The organism is Flavobacterium sp. P3_A6 (assembly GCF_056403035.1).
In genome coordinates this window covers 1-22,150 of record NZ_JBFUGG010000023.1, presented here as the reverse complement: position 1 = coordinate 22,150, position 22,150 = coordinate 1, and the positions used below count along the sequence as shown (strand labels likewise).

General features: G+C 35.1%; 23 protein-coding genes. 7 read left to right on the top strand and 16 right to left on the bottom strand.

Translation table 11 applies throughout. The annotated features are described in order from the left end of the window. Nucleotides 1-63 precede the first annotated feature (63 nt). Nucleotides 64-462, top strand: coding sequence for a hypothetical protein (locus AC1DVP_RS17790; RefSeq protein WP_477184824.1), 399 nt, complete (start codon nt 64-66; stop codon nt 460-462). A gap of 54 nt (nt 463-516) precedes the next feature. Here the strand turns inward: AC1DVP_RS17790 and AC1DVP_RS17785 are convergent, their stop codons facing one another. The 4 genes from AC1DVP_RS17785 to AC1DVP_RS17770 form a co-directional block, all read right to left on the bottom strand. After that, complete coding sequence (locus tag AC1DVP_RS17785; protein WP_477184823.1) at nt 517-999, bottom strand: SRPBCC family protein; 483 nt, start codon at nt 997-999, stop codon at nt 517-519. A 106-nt stretch (nt 1,000-1,105) separates the two neighbouring features. Then, nucleotides 1,106-1,759 carry an HD domain-containing protein gene (locus tag AC1DVP_RS17780; protein ID WP_477184822.1) on the bottom strand — a complete coding sequence of 218 codons (654 nt, stop codon included), beginning with the start codon at nt 1,757-1,759 and terminating at the stop codon, nt 1,106-1,108. Nucleotides 1,760-1,926: 167 nt separating this feature from the next. Continuing rightward, the gene (locus tag AC1DVP_RS17775) at nt 1,927-2,913 is read right to left on the bottom strand and encodes an acyl-ACP desaturase (protein WP_477184821.1); all 987 of its coding nucleotides are present in this window, start codon (nt 2,911-2,913) and stop codon (nt 1,927-1,929) included. Between the two features lie 12 nt (nt 2,914-2,925). Beyond that, the gene (locus AC1DVP_RS17770) at nt 2,926-3,660 is read right to left on the bottom strand and encodes a lysophospholipid acyltransferase family protein (protein WP_477184820.1); all 735 of its coding nucleotides are present in this window, start codon (nt 3,658-3,660) and stop codon (nt 2,926-2,928) included. Between the two features lie 243 nt (nt 3,661-3,903). On the opposite strand from AC1DVP_RS17770, the gene rnpA reads away from it, so the two are divergent. The 3 genes from rnpA to AC1DVP_RS17755 all read left to right on the top strand — a co-directional run bounded on the left by rnpA (nt 3,904) and on the right by AC1DVP_RS17755 (nt 6,843). Then, nucleotides 3,904-4,284: a ribonuclease P protein component gene (gene rnpA / locus AC1DVP_RS17765; RefSeq protein WP_477184819.1), complete on the top strand. Its 381-nt coding sequence runs from the start codon at nt 3,904-3,906 to the stop codon at nt 4,282-4,284. Nucleotides 4,285-4,375: 91 nt separating this feature from the next. Then, nucleotides 4,376-5,203, top strand: coding sequence for a DUF4349 domain-containing protein (locus AC1DVP_RS17760; protein WP_477184818.1), 828 nt, complete (start codon nt 4,376-4,378; stop codon nt 5,201-5,203). Nucleotides 5,204-5,205: 2 nt separating this feature from the next. After that, nucleotides 5,206-6,843: a S41 family peptidase gene (locus AC1DVP_RS17755; protein WP_477184817.1), complete on the top strand. Its 1,638-nt coding sequence runs from the start codon at nt 5,206-5,208 to the stop codon at nt 6,841-6,843. A gap of 155 nt (nt 6,844-6,998) precedes the next feature. On the opposite strand, the gene AC1DVP_RS17750 is transcribed toward AC1DVP_RS17755, so the two are convergent. Beyond that, a complete protein-coding gene (locus AC1DVP_RS17750; protein WP_477184816.1) occupies nt 6,999-7,562 on the bottom strand; it encodes a DUF4256 domain-containing protein in 564 nt (187 codons plus the stop codon). A gap of 395 nt (nt 7,563-7,957) precedes the next feature. On the opposite strand from AC1DVP_RS17750, the gene AC1DVP_RS17745 reads away from it, so the two are divergent. After that, nucleotides 7,958-9,559, top strand: coding sequence for a fumarate hydratase (locus AC1DVP_RS17745; RefSeq protein WP_477184815.1), 1,602 nt, complete (start codon nt 7,958-7,960; stop codon nt 9,557-9,559). A 69-nt stretch (nt 9,560-9,628) separates the two neighbouring features. Here the strand turns inward: AC1DVP_RS17745 and AC1DVP_RS17740 are convergent, their stop codons facing one another. The 7 genes from AC1DVP_RS17740 to AC1DVP_RS17710 form a co-directional block, all read right to left on the bottom strand. Further along, nucleotides 9,629-10,135: a hypothetical protein gene (locus AC1DVP_RS17740; RefSeq protein ID WP_477184814.1), complete on the bottom strand. Its 507-nt coding sequence runs from the start codon at nt 10,133-10,135 to the stop codon at nt 9,629-9,631. Nucleotides 10,136-10,141: 6 nt separating this feature from the next. Next, nucleotides 10,142-10,840: a pirin family protein gene (locus AC1DVP_RS17735; protein ID WP_477184813.1), complete on the bottom strand. Its 699-nt coding sequence runs from the start codon at nt 10,838-10,840 to the stop codon at nt 10,142-10,144. 29 nt (nt 10,841-10,869) lie between these two features. Then, nucleotides 10,870-11,625, bottom strand: coding sequence for a dioxygenase family protein (locus AC1DVP_RS17730; RefSeq protein WP_477184812.1), 756 nt, complete (start codon nt 11,623-11,625; stop codon nt 10,870-10,872). Between the two features lie 222 nt (nt 11,626-11,847). Next, nucleotides 11,848-12,537, bottom strand: a complete 690-nt coding sequence (locus AC1DVP_RS17725; RefSeq protein WP_477184811.1) for a LytR/AlgR family response regulator transcription factor — start codon at nt 12,535-12,537, stop codon at nt 11,848-11,850. Then, entirely contained in the window at nt 12,534-13,319 is a 786-nt protein-coding gene (locus AC1DVP_RS17720) for a sensor histidine kinase (protein WP_477184810.1), read from the bottom strand. The genes AC1DVP_RS17725 and AC1DVP_RS17720 overlap by 4 nt, the downstream gene beginning before the upstream one ends. Nucleotides 13,320-13,910: 591 nt before the next feature. After that, entirely contained in the window at nt 13,911-14,570 is a 660-nt protein-coding gene (locus AC1DVP_RS17715; RefSeq protein WP_477184809.1) for a CoA transferase subunit B, read from the bottom strand. A 50-nt stretch (nt 14,571-14,620) separates the two neighbouring features. Next, nucleotides 14,621-15,322 (bottom strand): CoA transferase subunit A, encoded by a 702-nt coding sequence (locus AC1DVP_RS17710; RefSeq protein ID WP_477184875.1) that lies wholly within the window; start codon nt 15,320-15,322, stop codon nt 14,621-14,623. Nucleotides 15,323-15,623: 301 nt separating this feature from the next. On the opposite strand from AC1DVP_RS17710, the gene AC1DVP_RS17705 reads away from it, so the two are divergent. Together AC1DVP_RS17705 and AC1DVP_RS17700 are read left to right on the top strand one after the other, a co-directional pair. Beyond that, nucleotides 15,624-16,019 carry a hypothetical protein gene (locus AC1DVP_RS17705; RefSeq protein WP_477184808.1) on the top strand — a complete coding sequence of 132 codons (396 nt, stop codon included), beginning with the start codon at nt 15,624-15,626 and terminating at the stop codon, nt 16,017-16,019. Continuing rightward, nucleotides 15,997-16,962: a transposase gene (locus AC1DVP_RS17700; protein WP_477184807.1), complete on the top strand. Its 966-nt coding sequence runs from the start codon at nt 15,997-15,999 to the stop codon at nt 16,960-16,962. Before AC1DVP_RS17705 ends, AC1DVP_RS17700 begins: the two co-directional genes overlap by 23 nt. Before the next feature lie 168 nt (nt 16,963-17,130). Here the strand turns inward: AC1DVP_RS17700 and AC1DVP_RS17695 are convergent, their stop codons facing one another. From AC1DVP_RS17695 to tnpA, 4 genes are all read right to left on the bottom strand, one after another. Then, nucleotides 17,131-19,449, bottom strand: a complete 2,319-nt coding sequence (locus AC1DVP_RS17695) for a penicillin-binding protein 1A (protein WP_477184806.1) — start codon at nt 19,447-19,449, stop codon at nt 17,131-17,133. A 9-nt stretch (nt 19,450-19,458) separates the two neighbouring features. Further along, the gene (locus AC1DVP_RS17690; RefSeq protein WP_477184805.1) at nt 19,459-19,938 is read right to left on the bottom strand and encodes a gliding motility lipoprotein GldH; all 480 of its coding nucleotides are present in this window, start codon (nt 19,936-19,938) and stop codon (nt 19,459-19,461) included. Beyond that, on the bottom strand, nt 19,922-21,313 hold the full coding sequence (locus tag AC1DVP_RS17685) for a PSP1 domain-containing protein (RefSeq protein ID WP_477184804.1): 1,392 nt from the start codon (nt 21,311-21,313) through the stop codon (nt 19,922-19,924). Before AC1DVP_RS17685 ends, AC1DVP_RS17690 begins: the two co-directional genes overlap by 17 nt. Before the next feature lie 299 nt (nt 21,314-21,612). Beyond that, entirely contained in the window at nt 21,613-22,050 is a 438-nt protein-coding gene (gene tnpA, locus AC1DVP_RS17680; protein WP_477184803.1) for an IS200/IS605 family transposase, read from the bottom strand. Nucleotides 22,051-22,150 lie beyond the last annotated feature (100 nt).

The following is a 22,150-nucleotide window of genomic DNA, read 5'->3' as shown; positions in this document are numbered from 1 at the left end:
CAAAAAGCAACACTTAATTTTGCTTCTTAATTTTAGAATAATAAAACAAAAAAACTAATCTATATGTCCTTCCAACCCGTATTTGCTGCATTTTGGGAAAAAGTAAAAGAAAGCATTGCTAATAAAACCTATGCCAAATTGACCTTGGCCAAAACCATTGGCGACACCGAATTGAAAAACATTTATGTACGTCCTGTTTTATTGGAAAATGACGTGCTCAGCCTTTCGATTATTGCTCGATACAAAACCGAAGAAATAGAAAGTTTTCATTCGCTGGAAGAAGCATTTTTTGTTTTGGCTCCATATATGAATAATCCATTTTTGACGGCATTATTATTCACAACAGAAAATGACATCACTTTTAAACTCAACAAAAAACGCGTTGGAACTATTATTGAACAAGCGCCTACTTTCAAGAATGCTTCGGATGTGATTTTGGAGATGAAAGAAAAGGGGATTTAGATTGCGGAAAGCAGTTTTCAGAAAACAGCAAATGTCTGTCATCTGCTTCTTTTTTTACTTATTCCCATACTGCATGATCTCTTTCGGGAATTTATCCAAAATAAGATTCAGGTTAATGTTGTGTTCCAAATATGATTTGAGTCCCGCCAAAACGATTGTAAATCCGCCTATTGAATCTTTAATTACTTCTAATAATTCGTCTCCGGTTTTATTGAAACCATAATGCTTTATGCTTACAAAAGTTGATCCGTCGCTTAATGTTTTGAAAGTAAAATCAACATTAGTAGGCACTTCCGAAGTAAACCAGTCAATAGCAATTTTTTGATTGACAATAATCTCTTTGACGACTACTTTGGTTGAGAAATTATACATTTCCCATTCCCAAATTACTGTTTTGCCTACTTCCAGTTTATCACTTCCTTTTGTAAACCAAAAATGTTTGGTCACTTCTGGATCAATAAATGCTTGAAAAACTTCTGAAACAGGTTTTCTAATCAGCATATCAGCTTCTGAACATTTTAGATTGTTACTTGACATAAGCTTTATTTATGATATTTAATTGATAATCGACAGCTGAGATGCTGCAGTGCATTTCATCCAAATTTGACCGACTCTAGAAAATCTGCAATCTGAATTCTAAAATCTACTGTTCCCCATCCCATTCTGCATAAAACTGTGACAAAAAACCCTGCATGTAATCATGTCTTTTTTGGGCAATTTCTTTGGCTGTCTGGGTATTCATTTTATCTTTTAGCAATAATAACTTTTCATAAAAATGATTGATTGTTGGTGCCTGACTGTTTTTGTACTCTTCTTTACTCATATTCAATTTTGGAGCAATCTGAGGATCATGCATCGCTCTGTTCTTGAACCCTCCATAGTTGAAAGCTCTCGCAATTCCAATGGCGCCTATAGCATCCAAACGATCCGCATCCTGAACGATATCCAATTCGATGGACGAGAAATGCTTTTCGCTATTTCCTCCTTTAAAAGAGATGTTATTTATGATTTGAATAACATGTATAATAATATCTTCTGAAACGCCTTCGCTTTCCAAAAACTCTCGAGCTATTTTTGGGCCAACTGTTTCATCTCCGCCATGAAATTTACTGTCGGCTATATCATGAAGCAAAGCACCAAGTTTAACAACGGTTTCATCACAGGTCTCTCCACTTGCAATTAATAATGCATTTTTATACACCCGCTGAATGTGAAACCAATCGTGACCTCCTTCAGCATTGGCTAATTTTTCTTTTACGAAAAGAATTGTTTTATTTATCAAATCCAGATTACTCATTTGCCCTGCTGTTTATATTTTATAAAAAAAGCTGATTTTTAAAGTATAAACCTCAAAAATCAGCTATATATCAATAGCAAAAATCAATTTCAATGGTAATTTCAAAAAATATTTAATTTAAAATCTTTTCTTTTACACCATGAAATCCGAAATCTGCATTCTTACATCTACAATCTCGCTGGTTCTATCCATTTAAATTGGAATGATTCAGTAGGAATAACAAGCCTTTCAGAGATTCTTGCCATTCTGGCTGGTAATTTCATTAAGTAATCACGGGCTTTTTCGGCTTCATCTGTCAAACCGCTGATTTTATCAATTTCCCATTTGTCAATTAATTTTTGCATAATTTCAACATAATCGTTTGCTGTATAAACACCTATACGCTGTGCAGAATCAGAAAAATGTTCGAAAGCCGAGCTGATTTTATTTCCCGATTCTCTTAAGAAATGAGCAGGCATCACGATTTTTTGTTTCATCATGTATTGGAAAGCAAGCATCATTTCACTTGGATCCACTTTAAAAATTTGAGTTACAAATTCGCTGTAGGCATGATGATGGCGCATTTCGTCACCAGCAATCATTTTACACATTTTGGATAATTTCTTATCACCATAACTTTTGGCCAATTGAGACACTCTATTGTGAGAAACATAGGTGGCTAATTCCTGAAAACTAGTATATACAAAGTTTTTATAAGGATCTCTGCCTGTTCCAATGTCAAAACCATCATTGATTAAATGCTGTGTAGTCATTTCCACTTCACGCATATTCACGCGCCCAGACAAATACAAGTATTTATTCAATAAATCGCCGTGACGGTTCTCTTCTCCTGTCCATTGACGAACCCATTTTGACCAGCCGTTTCTTCCTTCGTTATCGACACCTTCTACTTCCATCAGCCAGTTTTCATAGGTTGGGAGTGCTTCTTCGGTAATCATATCCCCAACCATAGCTACCCAAAAATCATAAGGTAAATCTTTGGAAATTTCTCTTAGCTCTTTTACTTCTTCAAAGAAATTATCGCTTTCGGAATTGGGTAAAAAGTCAGAAGGCTGCCAAATTTTCTCTACAGGTATCAAGTATTGATCAACAAAACTGTCAACCTTGTTTTCTAGAAATTGCATTACTTCCAGACGAATGTTTTTTATAGACATTATAATTAATTATTAAATTTTTATTCCGTTTACAATAACCGATTCGGTTTTTTGCATGATATCTTTAAATTCAAAATCCTTTACTGCAAATGATTCGTGCGCTACAAATGTAATATGATTTCCTAAACCGTAAGGGAAAGAGCCATATTTTAATAATTTCCATGAATTATTAATACTGATCGGAACAATATGTGCCGATGGTGCATTCTTGCATAAAATTTTCAACCCAGTCTGTGCAAATTCCTTTGGTATTCCGTTGCGGCTACGCGTTCCTTCAGGAAAAATTACCGCTGAACGCTTATATTTTTCTATATAATCAGCTATTTTTTTGATAGCTGGTATGGCTTGTTTTGGGTCTTTTCTATCTATAACTACCGATCCTCCGTGTCTTAAATTATAAGAAACACTTGGAATTCCTTTTGCTAGTTCTTTTTTACTGACAAATTTGGGATGAAATCTTCTCAAAAACCAAATGATCGCAATAATATCATACAAACTCTGATGATTGGCTACAAAAACAAGAGGCGCCCCTTGTGGGATGCTTTCCCTGTTCTCAAAACTAAAAGTCGTTCCTAAAATTATAACGATTTTCAGCAGTATAAAGTTCAAATAATCAACACTTTTTTTATGCGCCTGGTAACCAAATACGTTTAAACAAATCCATTGAATCGGGTGAAATATTACCAAAGTCAATAATATTAATACTAAAACGATAAAAGATAAGGGATACGAAATTAACTTTTGCATACTTTTAAATTTGCCACAAAAGTAAGAAATATATTTTTAGGTCTATTTATAACTCTGCCAATTAATACAATCCCATCTAATTAACTGTAAAACATAAATTTACAAAATTTTAAACATAATTTGCATCAATAAAAAAGAAACTTTCTTAAGAATTGAAAATCTAATTAGATTCAAAAACAGCCTATTGTACCACTGCACATTAATTGTACCTTTGCCTTACTATAACACCGCTTATTTTATAAAATGAACTTCACTTATCCCAAAAACGAAAAACTCAAAAGCAAAATAACAATTGAACGGCTATTTACCGAAGGCAAATCGGTTGCAAAATATCCTTTGAGGCTGGTTTATAATGAGGGAACTTTTGGCGAAGGCGAAAAAATAAAAATAGGCGTTTCGGTTTCCAAAAAATATTTCAAGAAAGCCGTAGACCGTAATTATTTCAAAAGAGTATTGCGTGAAACTTATAGGCTCAATAAACATTTACTTTTAGATAATTTGGATCAGCCGTATTCGTTTATGCTTTTTTACCAATCCAAAGACCGATTGTCTTATGAAGAAATCAATATTAAAACCGTGCAGTTGTTTGAGAAATTTGTACAGCAGATAAAAAAAGAAGAATAGCATTCTGCTAAATATTCATTTCGTACAGCAATTTTACTGCTTAGTTATAATCTAAATTAATTTTGTATTTTTAAAAATAAATTACGGCCCTATGAAATCAAAATTAATAATTGCCCTTTTATTTTTAGCAGTATTAAGCTGTAAAAAAGCCGAGGCAGAAGCTTCACAAGATTCAGCTATTACCATGGTAAAATTGCCGGCAAAAAAAATGATTTCTAATAACGAAAGCATTTCTGAATCCCCAAATATCGAAGACAAAGTCATTGAACAAAAAATAATCAAAAACGGCAATCTTAGATTTGAAACAGACAACTTAGAGACAACTTATGATCAAATAAAAATTGCTGTAAAAAAAGGAAAGGCTTTCATTCAGAATGATAGTGAAGGAAAGGACTATGGCACTATTTACAGAAGAATAACGGTTCGTATTCCAAATCAAAACTTTGACTCTTTCATAAAAGACATTTCGACTGGAGTTACTTATTTTGACAATAAAGAGATTAGCTCTGAAGATGTCACCGAACAATATATCGACATTGACGCCCGATTGAAAGCCAAAAAAAAACTTGAAAACAGGTATCTTGAACTTTTGGCAAAAGCAACTAAAATGTCTGAAATGCTGGCTATTGAAGCGCAGCTTTCAGCTATTAGAGAAGAAATTGAAGCCAAAGAAGGGCAATTGAGATATATGCAAAATAAAATCTCATTGAGCACAATTACAGTTGAGTTCTATAAAACAATTGCAGAAGAAAAAGGGGTTACCATTTCTTATGGCGTCAAGGTATGGAATTCTTTCAAATCTGGATTTTATACTATTTCAAGCTTCTTTTTGGGATTACTGGAGGTTTGGCCTTTTATTATTATAGCAGTTGCTCTATTTTATTTTATAAGAAAACGATTCAAGAAAAAAAACATATAATCATGCGTACCTTTTTCCAAAAAAAATTCATTATTCCAGTTATTGCGTCCGCCTTTTTGTTTGTCGGCGTAAGTTTCAAAGACGACTATTTTGAAATTGCCAAACAATTGGAAATTTTTACGACTCTGTTCAAAGAATTGAACAAAAATTATGTCGATGAGACCACTCCCGCCGAGCTGATGAACAACGCTGTCAAAGGAATGTTAAGTTCTCTTGACCCTTATACCGTTTATTTTAATGAACAAGAAGTCCTCAAGTTTAAAATAAATAATACTGGGGAATATACCGGAATTGGGGCATTAATCACCCGAAAAGACGATAAATTAATTCTGAAAGAACCTTATAAAAACTTTCCGGCCGATAAAGCAGGACTTAAAGCAGGTGACGAAATCATTCAAATTGGCGATACCCCTTTGTCAGACTTCAAGGATGATGCTTCTCAACTATTAAAAGGATCTAAAAACACAAAAATTGATATCAAATACATTCGCCAAGGCAAGCCTTATTCGACCGTAATTGTATTGGATGAAGTCGAAATCAAATCGGTTCCCTATTTTGCAAAAATTGACGATAAGACTGGTTATATAGTTTTGGCTCACTTCAACAAAAAAGCTTCTTATGAAACTAGAGAAGCATTAGAACAATTAAAAAGACAGGGTGCCGAAAGAATCGTTTTAGATTTAAGAGGAAATCCAGGCGGATTATTGAACGAAGCGGTAAACATCTGCAATCTTTTTGTGCCTAGAAATGAAATCATAGTGACTACCAAATCCAAAATTGAAAAACACAATAACACCTATAAAACTTCCCAAGAACCAGTAGACACAAACATTCCTTTGGTGATTTTAGTTAATGGGCGAAGTGCATCTGCCTCCGAAATTGTTTCGGGAGCACTGCAGGATTTAGACCGCGCTGTAGTTTTAGGAAGCCGTAGTTTTGGAAAAGGATTGGTGCAAAGACCAGTTGAATTAACTTATGGGACACAGCTTAAAGTTACTATTTCCCGTTATTATACGCCTTCGGGGAGATGTATTCAAGCGTTGGATTATGCCCATAAAGACAAAAATGGTGTTGCAACCCGAACAGATGCCAAAAACTACAATGCTTTTAAAACCAAAAAAGGCAGAACTGTTTATGATGGTGGAGGCATTTTGCCAGACATAGAAATGGAAGAAACTAAAACAAGTCCTATTGCCAATGCCTTATTAAAAAACGACGGTATTTTTAATTATGCGACTAACTATTATTATAAAAACCCAAATTTAGGAACTAAAATTCCTGTAATCACTGATGCTGATTATGCTGATTTCAAGCAATACCTGAAAGCTCAAAAACTGACTTTTGACACAGACACTGAAATAGCATTGAAAAACACTTTGGCTACAGCCAAAACTGAAAAACTGGATGAAGCCATTGCGCCTGAATACCAACAGCTTCTTGTTGCTCTTCAAAAATCGGAGAATACATTACTGGATAAAAACCAAAAGGAAATAAAAGGATTATTACTGGATGAAATCATCAAGCGCTATCAATATCAGGAAGGTCTTTATGATTATTACATTAAAAACAATCCTGAAATCAAAAAGGCTGTTAGTATTTTGAACACGGCAGCTGAGTATAATTCGATTTTAAAAATTTAGTTCTACTGGTATTTGTGTGAAAAAGGCAAAACAATTTAGCATTGTTTTAATTTTTAACCATTAAGGCATAAAGGAAATTAAGATTTAAAAGATTTCTTAATTATCTAATAGTTTAATAAAAATTATGTTCACAACAACCCTGAAGAACCAAAAATCTAAACTCTTAGCGAACCTCTAAATCCTCGTGCCGCATAGTAGGAGTCTGCGCCATTATGATATACGAACACCGTTCCGTATCGAAAATCGGCAAAGATGGCACCGCCAAGTTTTCTAATAGAATCTGGCGTTACAATCCAGCTGGAAGTTTTGGTGTCAAACGTACCCAATTTTTGTAAATCCCGATATTGTTCTTCAGACAGAAGTTCAATACCCATTGCTGATGCTGCGTCTAAAACGCTATCTTTAGGTTTATTTTCTTTTCTTTTATCAAGAGCCTCACGATCATAGCAGTAACTTCTTCGGCCAGCAGGGCTTTCGACAGAGCAATCATAGAAAATATATTCGTTTGTTTTATTGTCATATCCCACAACGTCTGGTTCTCCTCCAGTTGCTTCCATTTCATTAAGTGTCCATAATTTTTCAGAATTGGCTTCTAATTTTGCCTGAATGTTTTTCCATTCAAGACTTTTATGCCTGTCAGTATTTTTTTCAAAACGGGTTTTTAATATCCGAAGCAATTCTTCGCTTTTTTCTTGTAACAGCTCTTTTTTAGTTCCCATTATCATTATATTTTTACTTTGATTTGTTTTTTTTATTATCGCTATTTAACAATCATGTTAGTGTTTACAGGTTGTAATAAAATAGCACTTTTGTAAAATTACAAAAAACTCTTTTTTTAAACTAAATTCGATTTTAATTCTAAATGATTGCAAAATAGCACTATAATAACCTTTTAGCCCTGATCTAAACGTTATCCTTTGCTTTTTTCCTTTAAAAAAGCAAAGATTTAGTGTAGAGCAGAAACCATATAACCAAAATTGCCTGATACTTCCGCTTTCAAAAACAGATAATCAAACTTAAATTTTTTAATAATTTCTTTACCGAACGTGATATAAATCAGTTATGAATCTTTGAACAATTCTTATATTTGGCATTCTTTAAAAAAAATCAAATTATGGACTTTATATACCAGGATCCTTATCCTATTTTAAAAGACGATACGCAATACCGTAAAATCACTTCTGATTTTGTAAAAACGGAACAATTAGGAGAACGGGAAATTCTTACTGTTGATCCAAAAGGATTGGAATTATTGGCTCAGGAAGCATTGAAAGATGTTTCGTTTATGCTGCGTACTTCACATTTGGAAAAACTGAGAGCAATCCTTGATGATCCGGAAGCGACAGATAATGACCGTTTTGTAGCATATAATTTATTGCAGAATGCAGTTGTTGCTATCGATGGGGAATTACCTTCTTGCCAAGACACAGGAACAGCGATTGTAATGGCCAAAAAAGGCGAAAATGTATATACTGGAGCCGATGATGCAGAATGGCTTTCAAAAGGGATTTTTAATACGTACCAGGAGCGCAATCTCCGTTATTCGCAAATTGTGCCGATTAGCATGTTTGAGGAAAAAAACTCAGGTTCTAATCTTCCGGCGCAAATTGATATTTATGCCAAAAAAGGAGCTTCTTACGAGTTTTTGTTTTTGGCAAAAGGGGGCGGTTCTGCCAACAAAACGTATTTATACCAACAAACAAAATCATTACTGAATGAAAAGTCATTGGATGCTTTCATTAAAGCAAAAATAATGGATTTGGGAACTTCGGCTTGTCCGCCGTATCACTTGGCTTTAGTGATTGGGGGAACCTCAGCGGAAGCGAATTTAGCTACGGTAAAAAAAGCATCTGCAGGCTATTTTGATAATTTGCCAACAACTGGAAACATGGCAGGTCAGGCTTTTCGTGACTTAGAATGGGAAAAAAGAGTGCAGTTAATTTGTCAGCAAAGTGCAATTGGCGCTCAATTTGGCGGAAAATATTTCACTCATGATGTTCGTGTAATCCGTTTGCCTCGTCACGCCGCTTCTTGTCCGGTTGGATTGGGAGTTTCCTGTTCTGCCGATAGAAACATAAAAGGCAAGATTACCAAAGACGGTATTTTTGTAGAACAATTGGAAGTAAATCCAAAACGTTTGCTGCCAGAAACTCCTCCACATTTGGAAGAAGCTGTAGAGATTGATTTGAACCAGCCAATGCCCGATATTCTTAAAAAATTATCACAATATCCTATCAAAACACGTTTGAAATTAAACGGAACTTTGATTGTAGCCCGTGATATTGCCCATGCTAAAATTAAAGAATTACTGGATGCCGGAAAACCAATGCCGGAATATTTTAAAAACCACCCAATCTATTATGCAGGACCTGCAAAAACTCCGGAAGGAATGGCTTCGGGAAGTTTTGGACCAACAACTGCTGGACGCATGGATGTTTATGTAGAAGAATTCCAAAAAAATGGCGGCAGCATGGTAATGCTTGCTAAAGGAAACAGAACCAAAGATGTGATGAATGCTTGTAAAACTTACGGCGGATTCTATTTGGGTTCTATTGGAGGTCCTGCAGCAATCTTGGCCAAAGAGAACATTCTTTCGGTTGAGGTAGTTGATTTTGAAGAATTAGGCATGGAAGCCGTTCGCAAAATCACCATTAAAGATTTCCCTGCTTTTATTATCACCGATGATAAAGGGAATGATTTCTTTTCTAATTTGTAGATAATATTGAAATATTCATATAGAAAGACCGTCAGTATTTGACGGTCTTTCTATTTTAAAATAATCAGATTAAACGTTTTTTTCATAATAACAAATAGATAATTGAGGCTGTACAGGAAACATCAGGGTTTCCAAACCGTTCAAGGTTTCACTACTCTTAGACACCAAATAAGTTCCCTCTATAATGTCTATCAATAGTAATAAGGGCGAGTAAAAAGTTATGCCTATTTTGTGCTTTGATATATCAGTGATGTCTGTATTGATAATGTCTAATTGATAATTCACAAAAGGGAAATAATTATTCCCTAACACATCCGTAACTCGGTGAAGATTCCCTTTTAACTGCTCGACATAACCATTTGCAGCAATGCCTACTAAGTAATGCAGCTGAATTGCTTTTTCATTTTCGGTCAATAATTCCCTAAAGGTTTTTTTGGGGTTTTCCTTCGAATTGAACTGCTGATTTTGCATCAAATATTCTTTGAATGTATCTTCCCAAACATATTTGTCCCATAGGAATGCTGAACTGCTGTCAATCACAATTCGGTAGGCTAATCGTATTTTAGTTTTGTACATAATGCTTTATAAATTTTCCATCGGAACTTCAAACAGTAACAAAATGGCATTTTCTGAAAGTGCTTCCCATTCTACAGTTTCTATTTTTTTTAGGCTCAATCCGTCTTTTTCCTGCAATAATCTGTTTTCTACTTCAAATGCGCCGCTGATTACAAAAACGAATGCGCCGTTCAAATTATTTTTCAATGCATAAAACCCTTCTTTTCGTCCATCATAAATTCCAATAAAACCCATTGTATTTGAGAATTCAAAAAGCAAATTCATCTTATTCCTTTCAGAAAAATCAAAATCAATTCTATTGCTATTTGAATAAAAATTGGCCGTTTTAGCCGAAAACCAAATTTCTAAATAACTCACATTTTCTAAATCATACGGGTTAGAAAGCTCAAAAGACATTCCTTTTTGTGCTGAGATGTGTTTTATTTGTTCAATTCTAATGAAATCCTCGTTACTTGTATTGTCTTCATAAGCAATTCCGCCAAAAAGAGGCAAAAGAATCACTTCGGTATCTGTATCAATGAATGTGAATGTTTTTTTCGAAGGCTCTAATATCACTTCATTTAAGACTTTCAAAGTGCCAAACGGCTTTCTGGACCAATCTTGGTAGGTTCCAAAATTGAAAGTCGCTAAATTTTGAAAAGCATCCGATTTAAAAATTCCTCTTAAATCGGATTTATAAATTTGGGCAGGTGTTTGCTTAATCATTTTTAGAAACTAAAGAATTGAACGATTCTCTATCCTGCTACGTTTATGGTGTGTGTCAAAACAAAACCGGCTGCAACACTTCCTGTAACTGCTGACATTTCATTCGCTGTAGAATCTGAAAACACGTTATCGGAAGCGTTATAGGTATATCCCGAAAGACCTTTGGTATAACCATTGGCACTTGAAGCGTTTACGAGAGCCACTGCACTGCCGGAGCCTTCAGGGAATGCGATCTGTGTTACCAGCAATGATGTTCCAGAAGCATTGTATATGTGAACGTGTATGTGTGTTGCCCTACCGCTGTACCATCCTGGAAAAATAGATGTAAAATGAACCAATCCACTAGCATCAGTGGTCTGTCTTCCTCTTAAAAAGTGTACTGACGTAAAATCTGCACTTTGCATTGATGTTCCGCCGTACTCCGAATAATAGCCGTCCTTATCACAATGCCAAATATCAACTATGGCTCCTGCAAGTGCAGCACAATTGGCATTTGTGTTCTTTATGCTGATATTTATGCTAAAACCAACCCCCGTTCTATCACTGACAATATTGGATGTAACCAATGATCCCGGCGTTTTTGTTGGAAATGGCCCTGCAGTTTCCGATGCGGTAACAGAACAAGTGCCACTAGAAGATGATGTTCCTCCTGTATCAGTTGCTTGAGTTGTATCGGCCGAAGAAGGAGCACTGCTGTCATCATTACTACAGCCTTTAATTACAGGAATAGTCAATGCTCCCAAGCCTACTAAACCTAATCCTCTTAAAAAATCTTTTCTTTCCATACTAAATACAATTTTAAGGTTACAGCCGTAAAAGTATTTAAACTCATAAATGGATTATAATTTATGAGGTAATGCGATGATTTTAAGAGGTGAATAAGACAAAAAGGTGTTTTATTGGTTTTTAATAATGCAGACCCAACAGATTTTTAAAAACCGTCAAGTCTAATCCGATGAATAAAGTCGCTTTTATTTTAGCCCAACAATTAGCAATAGGATTAAATATCATTCTTTATTGAGCAAAGCAAAAAAGGTGGTCTCATAACTCGCACTTACCGGAATTTCTTCTTGACTGATATAGATTATTTTGTTTCGTACTTTCTCTATTTTGGAAATAGAAACAATAAAAGAGCGATGCACTCTTATGAATTCAGTCTCTGGAAGTTTTTGCAACAAGGCTTTCATAGTCATTCTGGCCACAATTGCTTTTTGATGCTGAATGTGAATTTTCAAATAATCGTCAAGTCCTTCTATGAATAAGATATCGGAAAGCAGAATTTTTATCAGGCTATAATCGGCACGGATAAAAAGATACTGCTGTTCTGGGTTTTGATTTTGTGCTTTCCATTGCGAATATGCTTTTTCTGCTGCTTGTTCAAACCGTGCAAACGAAATAGGTTTCAATAAATAATCGGTGGCACTCAATGTAAACCCTTCTACAGCATATTCAGAATAAGCCGTTGTGAATATTACCATAGTTTTGTGAGGTAATTTTTTGTAGAAATCAATGCCCGAAATAGCTGGCATATTAATGTCTAAAAACAATAAATCGACAGGATATTTTTTTAAATATTTGAATGCATCTTCCGATTTAGTAAATGTTTTTTGTAAATTGATAAGGTCAGTTTTATCACAAAAACTTTGTAAAACTTCAAGCGCTGGCGGTTCATCATCAAGGGCAATTGCTTTTATCATCCTACTTTTAAAGTTAAGGTTACCTGATATGTTTTTGGATTATCATCAATTGCCAAGACATGATTGTTAGGATACAAAAGAGAGAGTCTTTCAATCGTATTCTGCAGGCCGATTCCGCTATCAGTTTGTATGGACTGCACTTTATTGTTAGAAACAAATAAAGTCAAATACTCACCAATAATAGTAATCCGAATACAAATTTCGGAATTCTCATTTGGATTTACTCCGTGTTTAAAAGCGTTTTCAATAAATGAGATTAAAATAAGCGGAGTGACAGCTTTACCAAATGAATTTCCATCCATTGCATAATCAACAACTACAGTATTACCTAATCGGGTCTTTTGCAGTTGTATATAATTGTTTATGTAATTGATTTCTTTATCTAAGGCAATAACATCGTCATTAGCGTTAGTAATGATATAACGCATTAATTCGGATAACTGCACCACTGCATCAGCAGTTTTGTCATCTTTTTTTATGGCCAATGAATAGATGCTGTTCAGCGTATTGAATAAGAAATGAGGATTTATCTGCGCTTTCAAAAAAGACAATTCTGATTTCATTCTATCTTCTTCAACTTTTTGAAGCCGAATTTTTATAGCAATAAACAAACTCGAAATAACCCCAATAAGATAAACTAAAATAGTATGGCCGTATTGAGTAGGAGGTCCGCCAAAATGAGGTCCATTTTTAAATCCTGATGGTTGTATTTTAGGCTGAAATGAAGGCTTTGGAGAAGGCATATCAGCTAAAGACTCTTGTCTATGATTTCTGAAATCCAAAAAATTTAAATCTGGAGTGTCAAAAATTTTGGATATCCAAAGGAAAAACAATAAAAAACAAACTATAATCACAATATAACGAATTTGTTTTTCTTTAAAATAAATCTTTGGAATCAGAACGTAATAATTGAAATAGAAGAATATCAGCAACAAAAAATAAATAAAAAAGTAAATCCTGTCGTGTGGATTGCTTGCTAATTTAGGTAAACTAAAAATACTTCCGGCGGCAGTAAAGGCATATGGCAAAAACAGAAATATAAAGCACAGGCAAAAGTGCATTATATAAAAGGAAATATTTTTTTTCATAATCTGATTAATTCCTCAAAAATATGATTATTAAGCCTTCTAATAAAATTATTGCGGTAAAATTGAGTATTGTTGAGGCAGTTTAACTGTAAACTGCAAGGTTTAATTGGATCAATTATTGTTTGTTTTATAAATTAGTCCGATATATTTGGGTAAATGAATGGTCTTATTGGAAACAAAAAGAGCAACTCCATTGAGTTGCCCTTTATAAAATATGTTTTTTCCCTTTTTTTAGTTTCAACAAAAAATAATTTCTACAAATTTATTCTGATAAAATTAAAACTTCTATCCAATTAGCATTTCTGGAATATCCCCTTCTATAATCAAGTTAGCTTCGGTAGAGGAGATAATATGTTCTACCGTGACTCCTGGCGCTCTTTCCAGCAGTTTAAACCCTTGAGGCGTTATTTCTAAAACGGCCAATTCGGTTACTACTTTTTTTACACAGCCAACGCCTGTTAATGGCAGGGTGCATTTTTTTAATATTTTGGATTCACCTGCTTTATTGACATGCATCATCGCCACAATGATATTTTCTGCCGAAGCCACTAAGTCCATGGCTCCTCCCATCCCTTTAACCATTTTTCCGGGGATTTTCCAGTTGGCAATATCTCCATTTTCAGAAACTTCCATAGCACCAAGAATGGTTAAATCGACATGCTGTCCCCGAATCATGCCAAAACTTGTGGCAGAGTCAAAAAAAGAAGCTCCCGGCAAAGTGGTAATCGTTTGTTTTCCTGCATTAATAATATCTGCATCTTCTTCACCCTCAAAAGGGAAAGGTCCCATGCCCAGAACGCCATTTTCGCTTTGAAATTCGACAGCAATCCCTTTCGGAATATAATTAGCCACCAAAGTCGGTATTCCGATCCCCAAATTCACGAAATAGCGGTCTTTCAATTCTTGTGCAATTCGTTTTGCGATTCCTATTTTATCTAATGCCATGTGTTTTGTGTTTAAAATGAAAAGTCTAAGGTTTGCCAGTTTTCTAAAATCTATTCTCTTTTTCTAACAGTTCTCTGCTCAATTCTTTTCTCAAACTTTTCCCCTTGGAAAATGCGCTGTACTAGAATACCTGAAACATGAATTTGGTTAGGATCTAATGTCCCCGCTTCAACCAATTCCTCTACTTCAGCCACGGTGATTTTGGCAGCTCCAGCCATTGCTGGGTTGAAGTTTCTGGCTGTTCCTTTGAAGATGAGGTTTCCTGCAGTGTCGCCTTTCCAAGCTTTTACAATCGCAAAATCGGCTTTGAAGGCGTGTTCCATAATGTGCATTTTACCATTAAATTCGCGTACTTCTTTACCTTCAGCAATTTCGGTTCCATAACCTGCGGGAGTAAAAAATGCAGGAATGCCCGCTTGTGCCGCACGGCATCTTTCGGCCAAAGTTCCTTGTGGGATAAGATCTACTTCCAATTCTCCAGAAAGCATTTGGCGTTCAAATTCGGCATTTTCGCCCACATAGGAAGAGATCATTTTTTTGATTTGTTTTTTTTGCAAAAGCAAACCAAGTCCAAAATCATCGACTCCAGCATTATTAGAAATGCAGGTTAGGTTTTTGGTTTCTTTCTGAACCAATTCGGCAATGGAATTTTCAGGTATGCCGCACAATCCGAAACCGCCAAGCATAAGGGTCATTCCGTTTTCAATTCCATCAAGTGCTTCTTGAACTGTATTTACTTTTTTGTTAATCATGATAATTCCTATATAAGTTTCTTTTTGGTTATATGAACTATTACTATTTTTTACCATAAAAAATCAATATCAACTGATAATATCGAATTTTTAAGTCAAATTTAGTAAAATAATCACATTAATCAGTCTCTATAGGTTTTTTAAATTTCGAAATTATTTTAAACAAAATAAAATATGGCAGTTTACAGAATTTGCGTGAGGGACAAAAGCCAATGTCATTAAGTTAAGACATAAATATATAAAAACCATTGGGTTACGAACCTAAATTAGGTTCTTTGTAATTGACAAAAAACAAACCCCAATGGTAGAAGCAAATATAAAAATAATAGAAGAGTTAAAGGAATTTTTAAACATTATTAATACTGATTCTGAGTTAAGAAAATTTTTCACAAATAAAGCATCCGATTTTACACGGAATAGAAAATTAACCTATAATAGAACCGTGTTTTTGATTATTAACCTGCTGAAAAAGAGTTTGTCCTTAGAAATTCAGAACTTTTTTGAGAATTGTATTTCGGAGAATTTGAGCTGTACAAAATCAGCTTTAAGTATTCAGAGAAAAAAGTTAAAACCATTGTTTTTTGAAGTTTGGAATCGGTTATTGGTAGATTGCTTCTATAAATATTATGGAGATAAGGTGAAAAAGTGGAATGGTTTTTTACTCATAGCAGTTGATGGCTCTTCTATTAATTATTAATCTGGTAGATAAAGAGGAAGTGAAAAATCATTTTGGCACCCATGGAAATCATCTTGGAGAAGTCCCAATGGCTGGAATAATGAAGTTTTATGATGTGTTGAATAAAATTACTGTATTCTCGAAAATACATCCAATAAAAATTGGTGAAAAAACTATAGTTGCTCAGCATATTGAAAGTATTCCAGAAAACAGCCTGTCTATTTATGATAGAGGGTTTACTAGTTTTTCATTGATGTACTTATTGATTCATCAGGAAAAAACAAAGCATTTTGTAATGCGATGTAAACAAGGTTTTAACAAAGAAGTGAGTGATTTTATGCTAAGTCCAGATGATGATAAAATTATAAATCTTGGTCCGAATTATAGGGCTATCCATAAAATGAAAGAATACGGATTTAGGGTTTTTCTTCATACAACAATCCCTATACGAATGATTAAGATAGTCTTGGAAACAGGGGAAACAGAAGTTTTATTGACCAATCTGTATGATTGCCAAAAATATAAAAAAGAAATTTTTAAAACGCTTTATTTTATGAGATGGAAAATAGAGACTAGTTACAGTCAAGATAAAAATGTATTACAATTAGCAGAATTTAGCGGACATACTCTTTGGAGTATAGAACAGGATTTTTATGCCGCAACCTTTGTATCAAATTTACAAAGTATAATAGAAAAGCAATGCGAATCGTATCTGAAGATTAAAAATAAAATTAGAAAGCATGATTATCAAATTAACAGGACGCTGAGTATTGGAAGTATGAAAAATAAAATCACAGCTTTATTCCTGACAGAAAAACCTAAAATAGTCCTTTTGGAACTACAAAATTTATTTGAGAGACATCTTGAACCTATTAGATTGAATAGGAATTATGAACGTAGAAAATCTAAAATAAGGCAATCAGGAAAATACAAAACATTAACTAATTACAAAAGAGCAATATAGAGCTTAACTTAATGACATTGGGACAAAAGCAAGCTACCGAAGTAGCCGGATGGCCCGACACCATAAAACAAAGGGACCGAATCACCTTGAAGTGATTCGGTCCCTTTGTTTTATGGTGGCACGCCCTACAGGTTTTAAAAAAGCCCGAATTGCTATATAACGTGTTGTTTATAATGAAAATTCTTCGGTATCGGGCTGCGGACTTGCGGTGGTGTCTTGAACAACGGCCGCACGCGGCGTGTAGCAATCTACTTTGATAGAAAGATTGGCGGGCCTTTCAAAAGATTCTTTAGAGACTGTTAAGCCTTTGTCTTCATAACATTTATTCATAAAATATCCCCAAATAGGTAAAGCCATTGCTGCCCCCTGTCCGTAAGTAAGACTTTTGAAATGAGCCGAACGATCCTCGCATCCAACCCAAACACCAGTTACAAGATTAGGCACCATTCCCATAAACCAGCCATCGGACTGATTTTGTGAAGTCCCTGTTTTTCCTGCAATTGGATTTTTGAACATATATGGATATCCAGTCCAGCGATTGTCTCCGTTTCCGCCTCCTTGAGTTCTCAATCTTGCTCCAGAACCAGTTTCGGTTACTCCTTCCAACAATTTAATTACTGCAAATGCTATGTCTTTGTTTAAAACATCATGAGATTCAGGTATTGGCTCATAGATAACTTCCCCGCTTTTGTTCTCAATTTTGGTCAAGAACTGCGGTTTGGTATAAACCCCTTGGTTGGCAAATGTGCTGAATGCTGCCACCATATCTTCAACGGTTATCTCTACAGCTCCCAAGGCAATGGAAGGCTGCGTAATAATCTCTGATTTTACTCCTAATTTATGCGTGAGCTCAATTACGGCTTCAGGACTTACTTTATCGATTAGCTTTGCCGATACTGTATTGATAGAATTAGCCAATGCCTGCTTTAACGTAACCATTCCCCGGTATTTGTTATCAGAGTTTCTTGGTTCCCAATCTTCGGTTACATGATGGCGTCCTTTACGGATCATAAATGGGCCATCAAGGATAGAATCGCATGGCGACATGTTTAATTGTTCTATCGCTGTTGCATACACAAAAGGCTTGAATGTAGAACCCACTTGTCTGGCTCCTTGCCCTACGTGATCGTATTGGAAATATTTGTAATTGATGCCTCCTACCCAAACTTTAATATTCCCCGTTTGCGGTTCCATCGACATAACTCCGGCTTGTAAAAAGTGTTTGTAGTAGCGGATAGAGTCCATCGGTGTCATGATAGTATCTCTTTCTCCTTTCCAGGTGAAAACAGTCATTTTGGTTTTTTCGCCAAAGGTTTTAATGATTTCTTCGTCGCTTTTGTCTTGTTCTTTCAAAACAGCCCATCTGTGAGATGATTTCATAGCCTGGTTTATGATGCGTTCGGTTTCAGCTTCAGAAATATTAACAAAAGGAGCATTTTTATTGCCTTTGGATTGTATAAAAAACTCTTCCTGCATATTGGCCATATGTGTCGAAACAGCTTCCTCGGCGTAAGCCTGCATTCTTGAGTCGATTGTGGTATAGATTTTCAGACCATCTTTGTAAATATCGTAGTCAGATCCATCTGGTTTTTTGTTCTCTTCTACCCATTTTTTCATGTATTCACGAAGATATTCTCTAAAGTAAGTAGCTGTACCTTCTCTATGGCTTTCCAATTTAAAATGCAGTGTGATAGGCAAGCTTTGCAATTGGTGTTTTTGATCTTCGGTAATGATGTTTGCTTTTTCCATTTGAAAAAGCACTACGTCTCTGCGCGTTTTTGCTGCTACTGGGTGTTTAACAGGATTGAATTTTGACGAATTGTTGAACATACCCACTAAAACAGCCGATTCGTCTATGGTTAAATCCTTTGGCGCTTTTGAAAAATAAGTTTGTGCCGCCGAGCTAACGCCAACGGAATAATTACCAAAATCATATACATTGCAATACATGGCAATGATTTCATTTTTGGTATATTGTCTTTCCAATCGAATAGCAATAATCCATTCTTTCATTTTTTGAACAATACGGAAAGGTAAAAATTTTGAACCTTCTCCGTGAAATAACTGTTTAGCCAATTGTTGTGTCAAAGTACTCGCTCCGCCACTTGTTCCTAAGCTGGCAATAGCTCTTAATGTTCCTCTTCCGTCGATACCGGAATGCTCATAAAAACGGGCATCTTCTGTAGCTACCAAAGCTTGAACTAAATTTTTCGGCAAATCGGAATATTTTAATTGAGAACGGTTTTGTTTGAAGTATTTACCTAAAACAACTCCGTCAGAAGAGATAATTTCGGTTGCTAAATTAGAGTCCGGATTTTCTAAATCTTCAAATGAAGGCATGGATCCAAATAAACCCCAGGAGGCAAACAGGAAGAATAAAGCAATAATTCCCAGTCCGGAGAAGTAAATTTTCCAGAATTTTCTGGAATAATATTTCACATCTTTGTTGATATTCTTTGTCTGAGGGTTATTTTTTTTGATAGCCATAATCGTGTTCTATTCTTTATTTTCTATTCTAAAACCTACTTCGGTAATTCCGTCTAAAAAAGCTACACCGGGCACTTTTCCGTTTTCTCTTACTGCTTGTTTAATATGCACTTTATATTTTCCTCTAAAACGGACATTCTCTTTGTAATAAAGTTTGCTTTCCTTTATATCCGTAAAACCGTCGCCTAGCAAAGTTCCGTCAGGCTCAGCCATTTGATATTCTAAAGTATCTACTTTGGTATAGCCATTTGGACTTTCCAAAGAAACAATCAGAAACAGATTACTGTATTTGTAATTGTTATTATCTCTTAAATTTACAAACAAGTCGTATCTTTTTGTTGAATCCAAAACAGGCAGATCAAAAGTAACAATACTGTCTTTATTCCAAGCGCTTCCCACAGATTTGTACTCGTCAAAAACTCTTTTTTTATCACATGAAAAAAGGAGTACTGCTGCAAAAAACAGTAAAAGATTATTCTTTATTCTCATTTTTTTTAATAATTATTGGTTTTCTAGGTTCGTCTGTTTTGTTCTCTGCAGAAGGAGGGCGATTGTTATTGTTTCTTTTTCGGTTGCTGTTTTTATTACGGTTTTTATTGCCACTGTTTGGGTTCGGATTTTCTTTAACAGGAATTCCTTTATTAGTGGCATTTGTATTTGGGGTATTTGGAGCGGTATTTTTCTGAATGGCAGGCTGCTTGTTGCCGCTGTTCGGAACAACTGCTTTTTCTCCGGCAAGCCTTGGTTTTTTGTTTGGTTTTTTCTTCCTTTTTGGCTGATCAAAACGTGTTAAGCTTTCCTGACCCATTGCATTATTGAAATTTTGTTCTGGCTCAGCAATAATTTCTATCGCATAATCTTCTAACGACGAAACTTTGTTTTTTAGTTTGTTCTCAGCAATAATTTCTTTGACCTGATCAATTTTTAAAACATGCCAGTTAGCAAAATTATTAGTGTAAGCAAACCACATTAATCCTTTGAAAATATCCTGTTTTTGACAAATGGCATCTCCTTTTTCGGTAACCAATTTGGTTTCAAACTCAGGAAAATCCTTTAAGGCATCCATGTAAGTGTCAAGTTCGTAATTTAGACAGCATTTCAGTTTACCGCATTGACCTGCCAATTTTTGCGGATTTAAAGACAATTGCTGGTAACGCGCTGCCGAGGTATTCACGCTTCTAAAATCCGTTAACCATGTTGAGCAGCATAATTCTCTTCCGCAAGAACCAATACCTCCCAAACGAGCCGCTTCCTGACGGAAACCAACTTGTTTCATCTCAACTCTGGTACTGAATTCTTTAGCAAAATCTTTGATTAAAAGCCTAAAATCGACTCTGTCATTGGCAGTATAATAGAACGTAGCTTTTGACCCGTCTCCTTGAAATTCTATATCCGAAATTTTCATTTCCAATTTTTGTGCTATCGCTAATTCACGAGCACGTACTTTCATAGGCTCCTCTTTGTTTCGGGCTACAGTCCAAATATCTATGTCTTTTTGAGAAGCTTTACGGTAAATTTTAGGAACCTCATTACTGGCGGGATTAACCCCTTTTTTCTTCATTTGAATTTTTACCAATTCTCCTGTAAGCGTTACAATTCCTATATCATGTCCAGGAGAAGCAACAGTAGCTACAATGTCTCCTATGCTTAATGTTAAATTCTCTGTATTACGGTAAAACTCTTTTCTCCCGTTTTTAAAACGGACTTCCACACAGTCAAAAGGAGCTTCTCCATTGGGTAAACTCATGTTCGAAAGCCAATCAAAAACCGTTAATTTGTTGCAGCTGTCGGTGCCGCAAGTCCCATTATTTTTACAACCCTTTGGTGCACCACCATCAGAAGTTGAACAACTTGTACATGCCATAACGATATATGTAGTATTGCAATTAATGCAATTTAAGTTCTTAAAAGATTTAATGGGTAAAGATAGTATTTTTTTAGTTTATGCAACAAGGACAAAGAACTCCAAAAAATCATAAAGTTATATTAAAGAAAAACCCATAACGATTTTGATTATTATGGGCAGGGTGAACAAATGTGTTAAAAAATAACCGCAGATTCGCTGATTTTTTTTGAAAAGTAGAGGTTTGTGATTTACTAAACCACTCTGCACTGAAAGTGCAGAGGTTTGTTTTACGAGGGACTGAAAGTCCCTCATCTATTTCATTCGAGAATGAAATTTGAATTATCGTCATTCTCTTTTCTTCTATGATGTTCCAAATATTCATTTACCATTTTATCGGTTATATTTCCAGTACTCCAAACACCATAACCACTTGCCCAAAAATGTTGTCCCCAATAACGTTCCTTCAATTCAGGAAATTCCATCTGCAATTTTCTTGAAGTTCTTCCTTTGAAACTTTTTAAAATCGAGCTGACGTTATGCTTTGGAGCGTATTCTATATGCATGTGAACATGGTCTGAACTAACAACTCCTTTTAAAATTTCAATTCCTTCAGCTTCACAGATCTGTATCAAAATCTCACGGCAACGCTTTTGAACATCACCTTTCAATACTTTAAACCTATACTTAGTAACCCAAACAACATGACATGTTAATCTGCTAACTGTGTGCGAACCTTTTCTTAAATCTGTACTCATAATCTAAAGATAAAGATTTTTTCGCATTACTAAAGTACTGCAATAAATTGCAGGGTTTTAGACCCTAATCTGAGACCAATAAATAAAACAATAAATAAAA

Excerpts from the sequence above, each read along its gene's own strand:
- AC1DVP_RS17790 (WP_477184824.1), top strand. The coding sequence starts at position 64 with ATGTCCTTCCAACCCGTATTTGCTGCATTTTGGGAAAAAGTAAAAGAA.
- AC1DVP_RS17785 (WP_477184823.1), bottom strand. The coding sequence starts at position 999 with ATGTCAAGTAACAATCTAAAATGTTCAGAAGCTGATATGCTGATTAGA.
- AC1DVP_RS17740 (WP_477184814.1), bottom strand. The coding sequence starts at position 10,135 with ATGTACAAAACTAAAATACGATTAGCCTACCGAATTGTGATTGACAGC.
- AC1DVP_RS17700 (WP_477184807.1), top strand. The coding sequence starts at position 15,997 with ATGGCTCTTCTATTAATTATTAATCTGGTAGATAAAGAGGAAGTGAAA.
- AC1DVP_RS17750 (WP_477184816.1), bottom strand. The coding sequence starts at position 7,562 with ATGGGAACTAAAAAAGAGCTGTTACAAGAAAAAAGCGAAGAATTGCTT.
- AC1DVP_RS17685 (WP_477184804.1), bottom strand. The coding sequence starts at position 21,313 with ATGGCATGTACAAGTTGTTCAACTTCTGATGGTGGTGCACCAAAGGGT.
- AC1DVP_RS17715 (WP_477184809.1), bottom strand. The coding sequence starts at position 14,570 with ATGGCATTAGATAAAATAGGAATCGCAAAACGAATTGCACAAGAATTG.
- AC1DVP_RS17710 (WP_477184875.1), bottom strand. The coding sequence starts at position 15,322 with ATGATTAACAAAAAAGTAAATACAGTTCAAGAAGCACTTGATGGAATT.
- AC1DVP_RS17775 (WP_477184821.1), bottom strand. The coding sequence starts at position 2,913 with ATGTCTATAAAAAACATTCGTCTGGAAGTAATGCAATTTCTAGAAAAC.
- AC1DVP_RS17755 (WP_477184817.1), top strand. The coding sequence starts at position 5,206 with ATGCGTACCTTTTTCCAAAAAAAATTCATTATTCCAGTTATTGCGTCC.
- AC1DVP_RS17735 (WP_477184813.1), bottom strand. The coding sequence starts at position 10,840 with ATGATTAAGCAAACACCTGCCCAAATTTATAAATCCGATTTAAGAGGA.
- AC1DVP_RS17705 (WP_477184808.1), top strand. The coding sequence starts at position 15,624 with ATGGTAGAAGCAAATATAAAAATAATAGAAGAGTTAAAGGAATTTTTA.
- rnpA (WP_477184819.1), top strand. The coding sequence starts at position 3,904 with ATGAACTTCACTTATCCCAAAAACGAAAAACTCAAAAGCAAAATAACA.
- tnpA (WP_477184803.1), bottom strand. The coding sequence starts at position 22,050 with ATGAGTACAGATTTAAGAAAAGGTTCGCACACAGTTAGCAGATTAACA.
- AC1DVP_RS17690 (WP_477184805.1), bottom strand. The coding sequence starts at position 19,938 with ATGAGAATAAAGAATAATCTTTTACTGTTTTTTGCAGCAGTACTCCTT.
- AC1DVP_RS17695 (WP_477184806.1), bottom strand. The coding sequence starts at position 19,449 with ATGGCTATCAAAAAAAATAACCCTCAGACAAAGAATATCAACAAAGAT.
- AC1DVP_RS17770 (WP_477184820.1), bottom strand. The coding sequence starts at position 3,660 with ATGCAAAAGTTAATTTCGTATCCCTTATCTTTTATCGTTTTAGTATTA.
- AC1DVP_RS17745 (WP_477184815.1), top strand. The coding sequence starts at position 7,958 with ATGGACTTTATATACCAGGATCCTTATCCTATTTTAAAAGACGATACG.
- AC1DVP_RS17780 (WP_477184822.1), bottom strand. The coding sequence starts at position 1,759 with ATGAGTAATCTGGATTTGATAAATAAAACAATTCTTTTCGTAAAAGAA.
- AC1DVP_RS17760 (WP_477184818.1), top strand. The coding sequence starts at position 4,376 with ATGAAATCAAAATTAATAATTGCCCTTTTATTTTTAGCAGTATTAAGC.
- AC1DVP_RS17725 (WP_477184811.1), bottom strand. The coding sequence starts at position 12,537 with ATGATAAAAGCAATTGCCCTTGATGATGAACCGCCAGCGCTTGAAGTT.
- AC1DVP_RS17730 (WP_477184812.1), bottom strand. The coding sequence starts at position 11,625 with ATGGAAAGAAAAGATTTTTTAAGAGGATTAGGTTTAGTAGGCTTGGGA.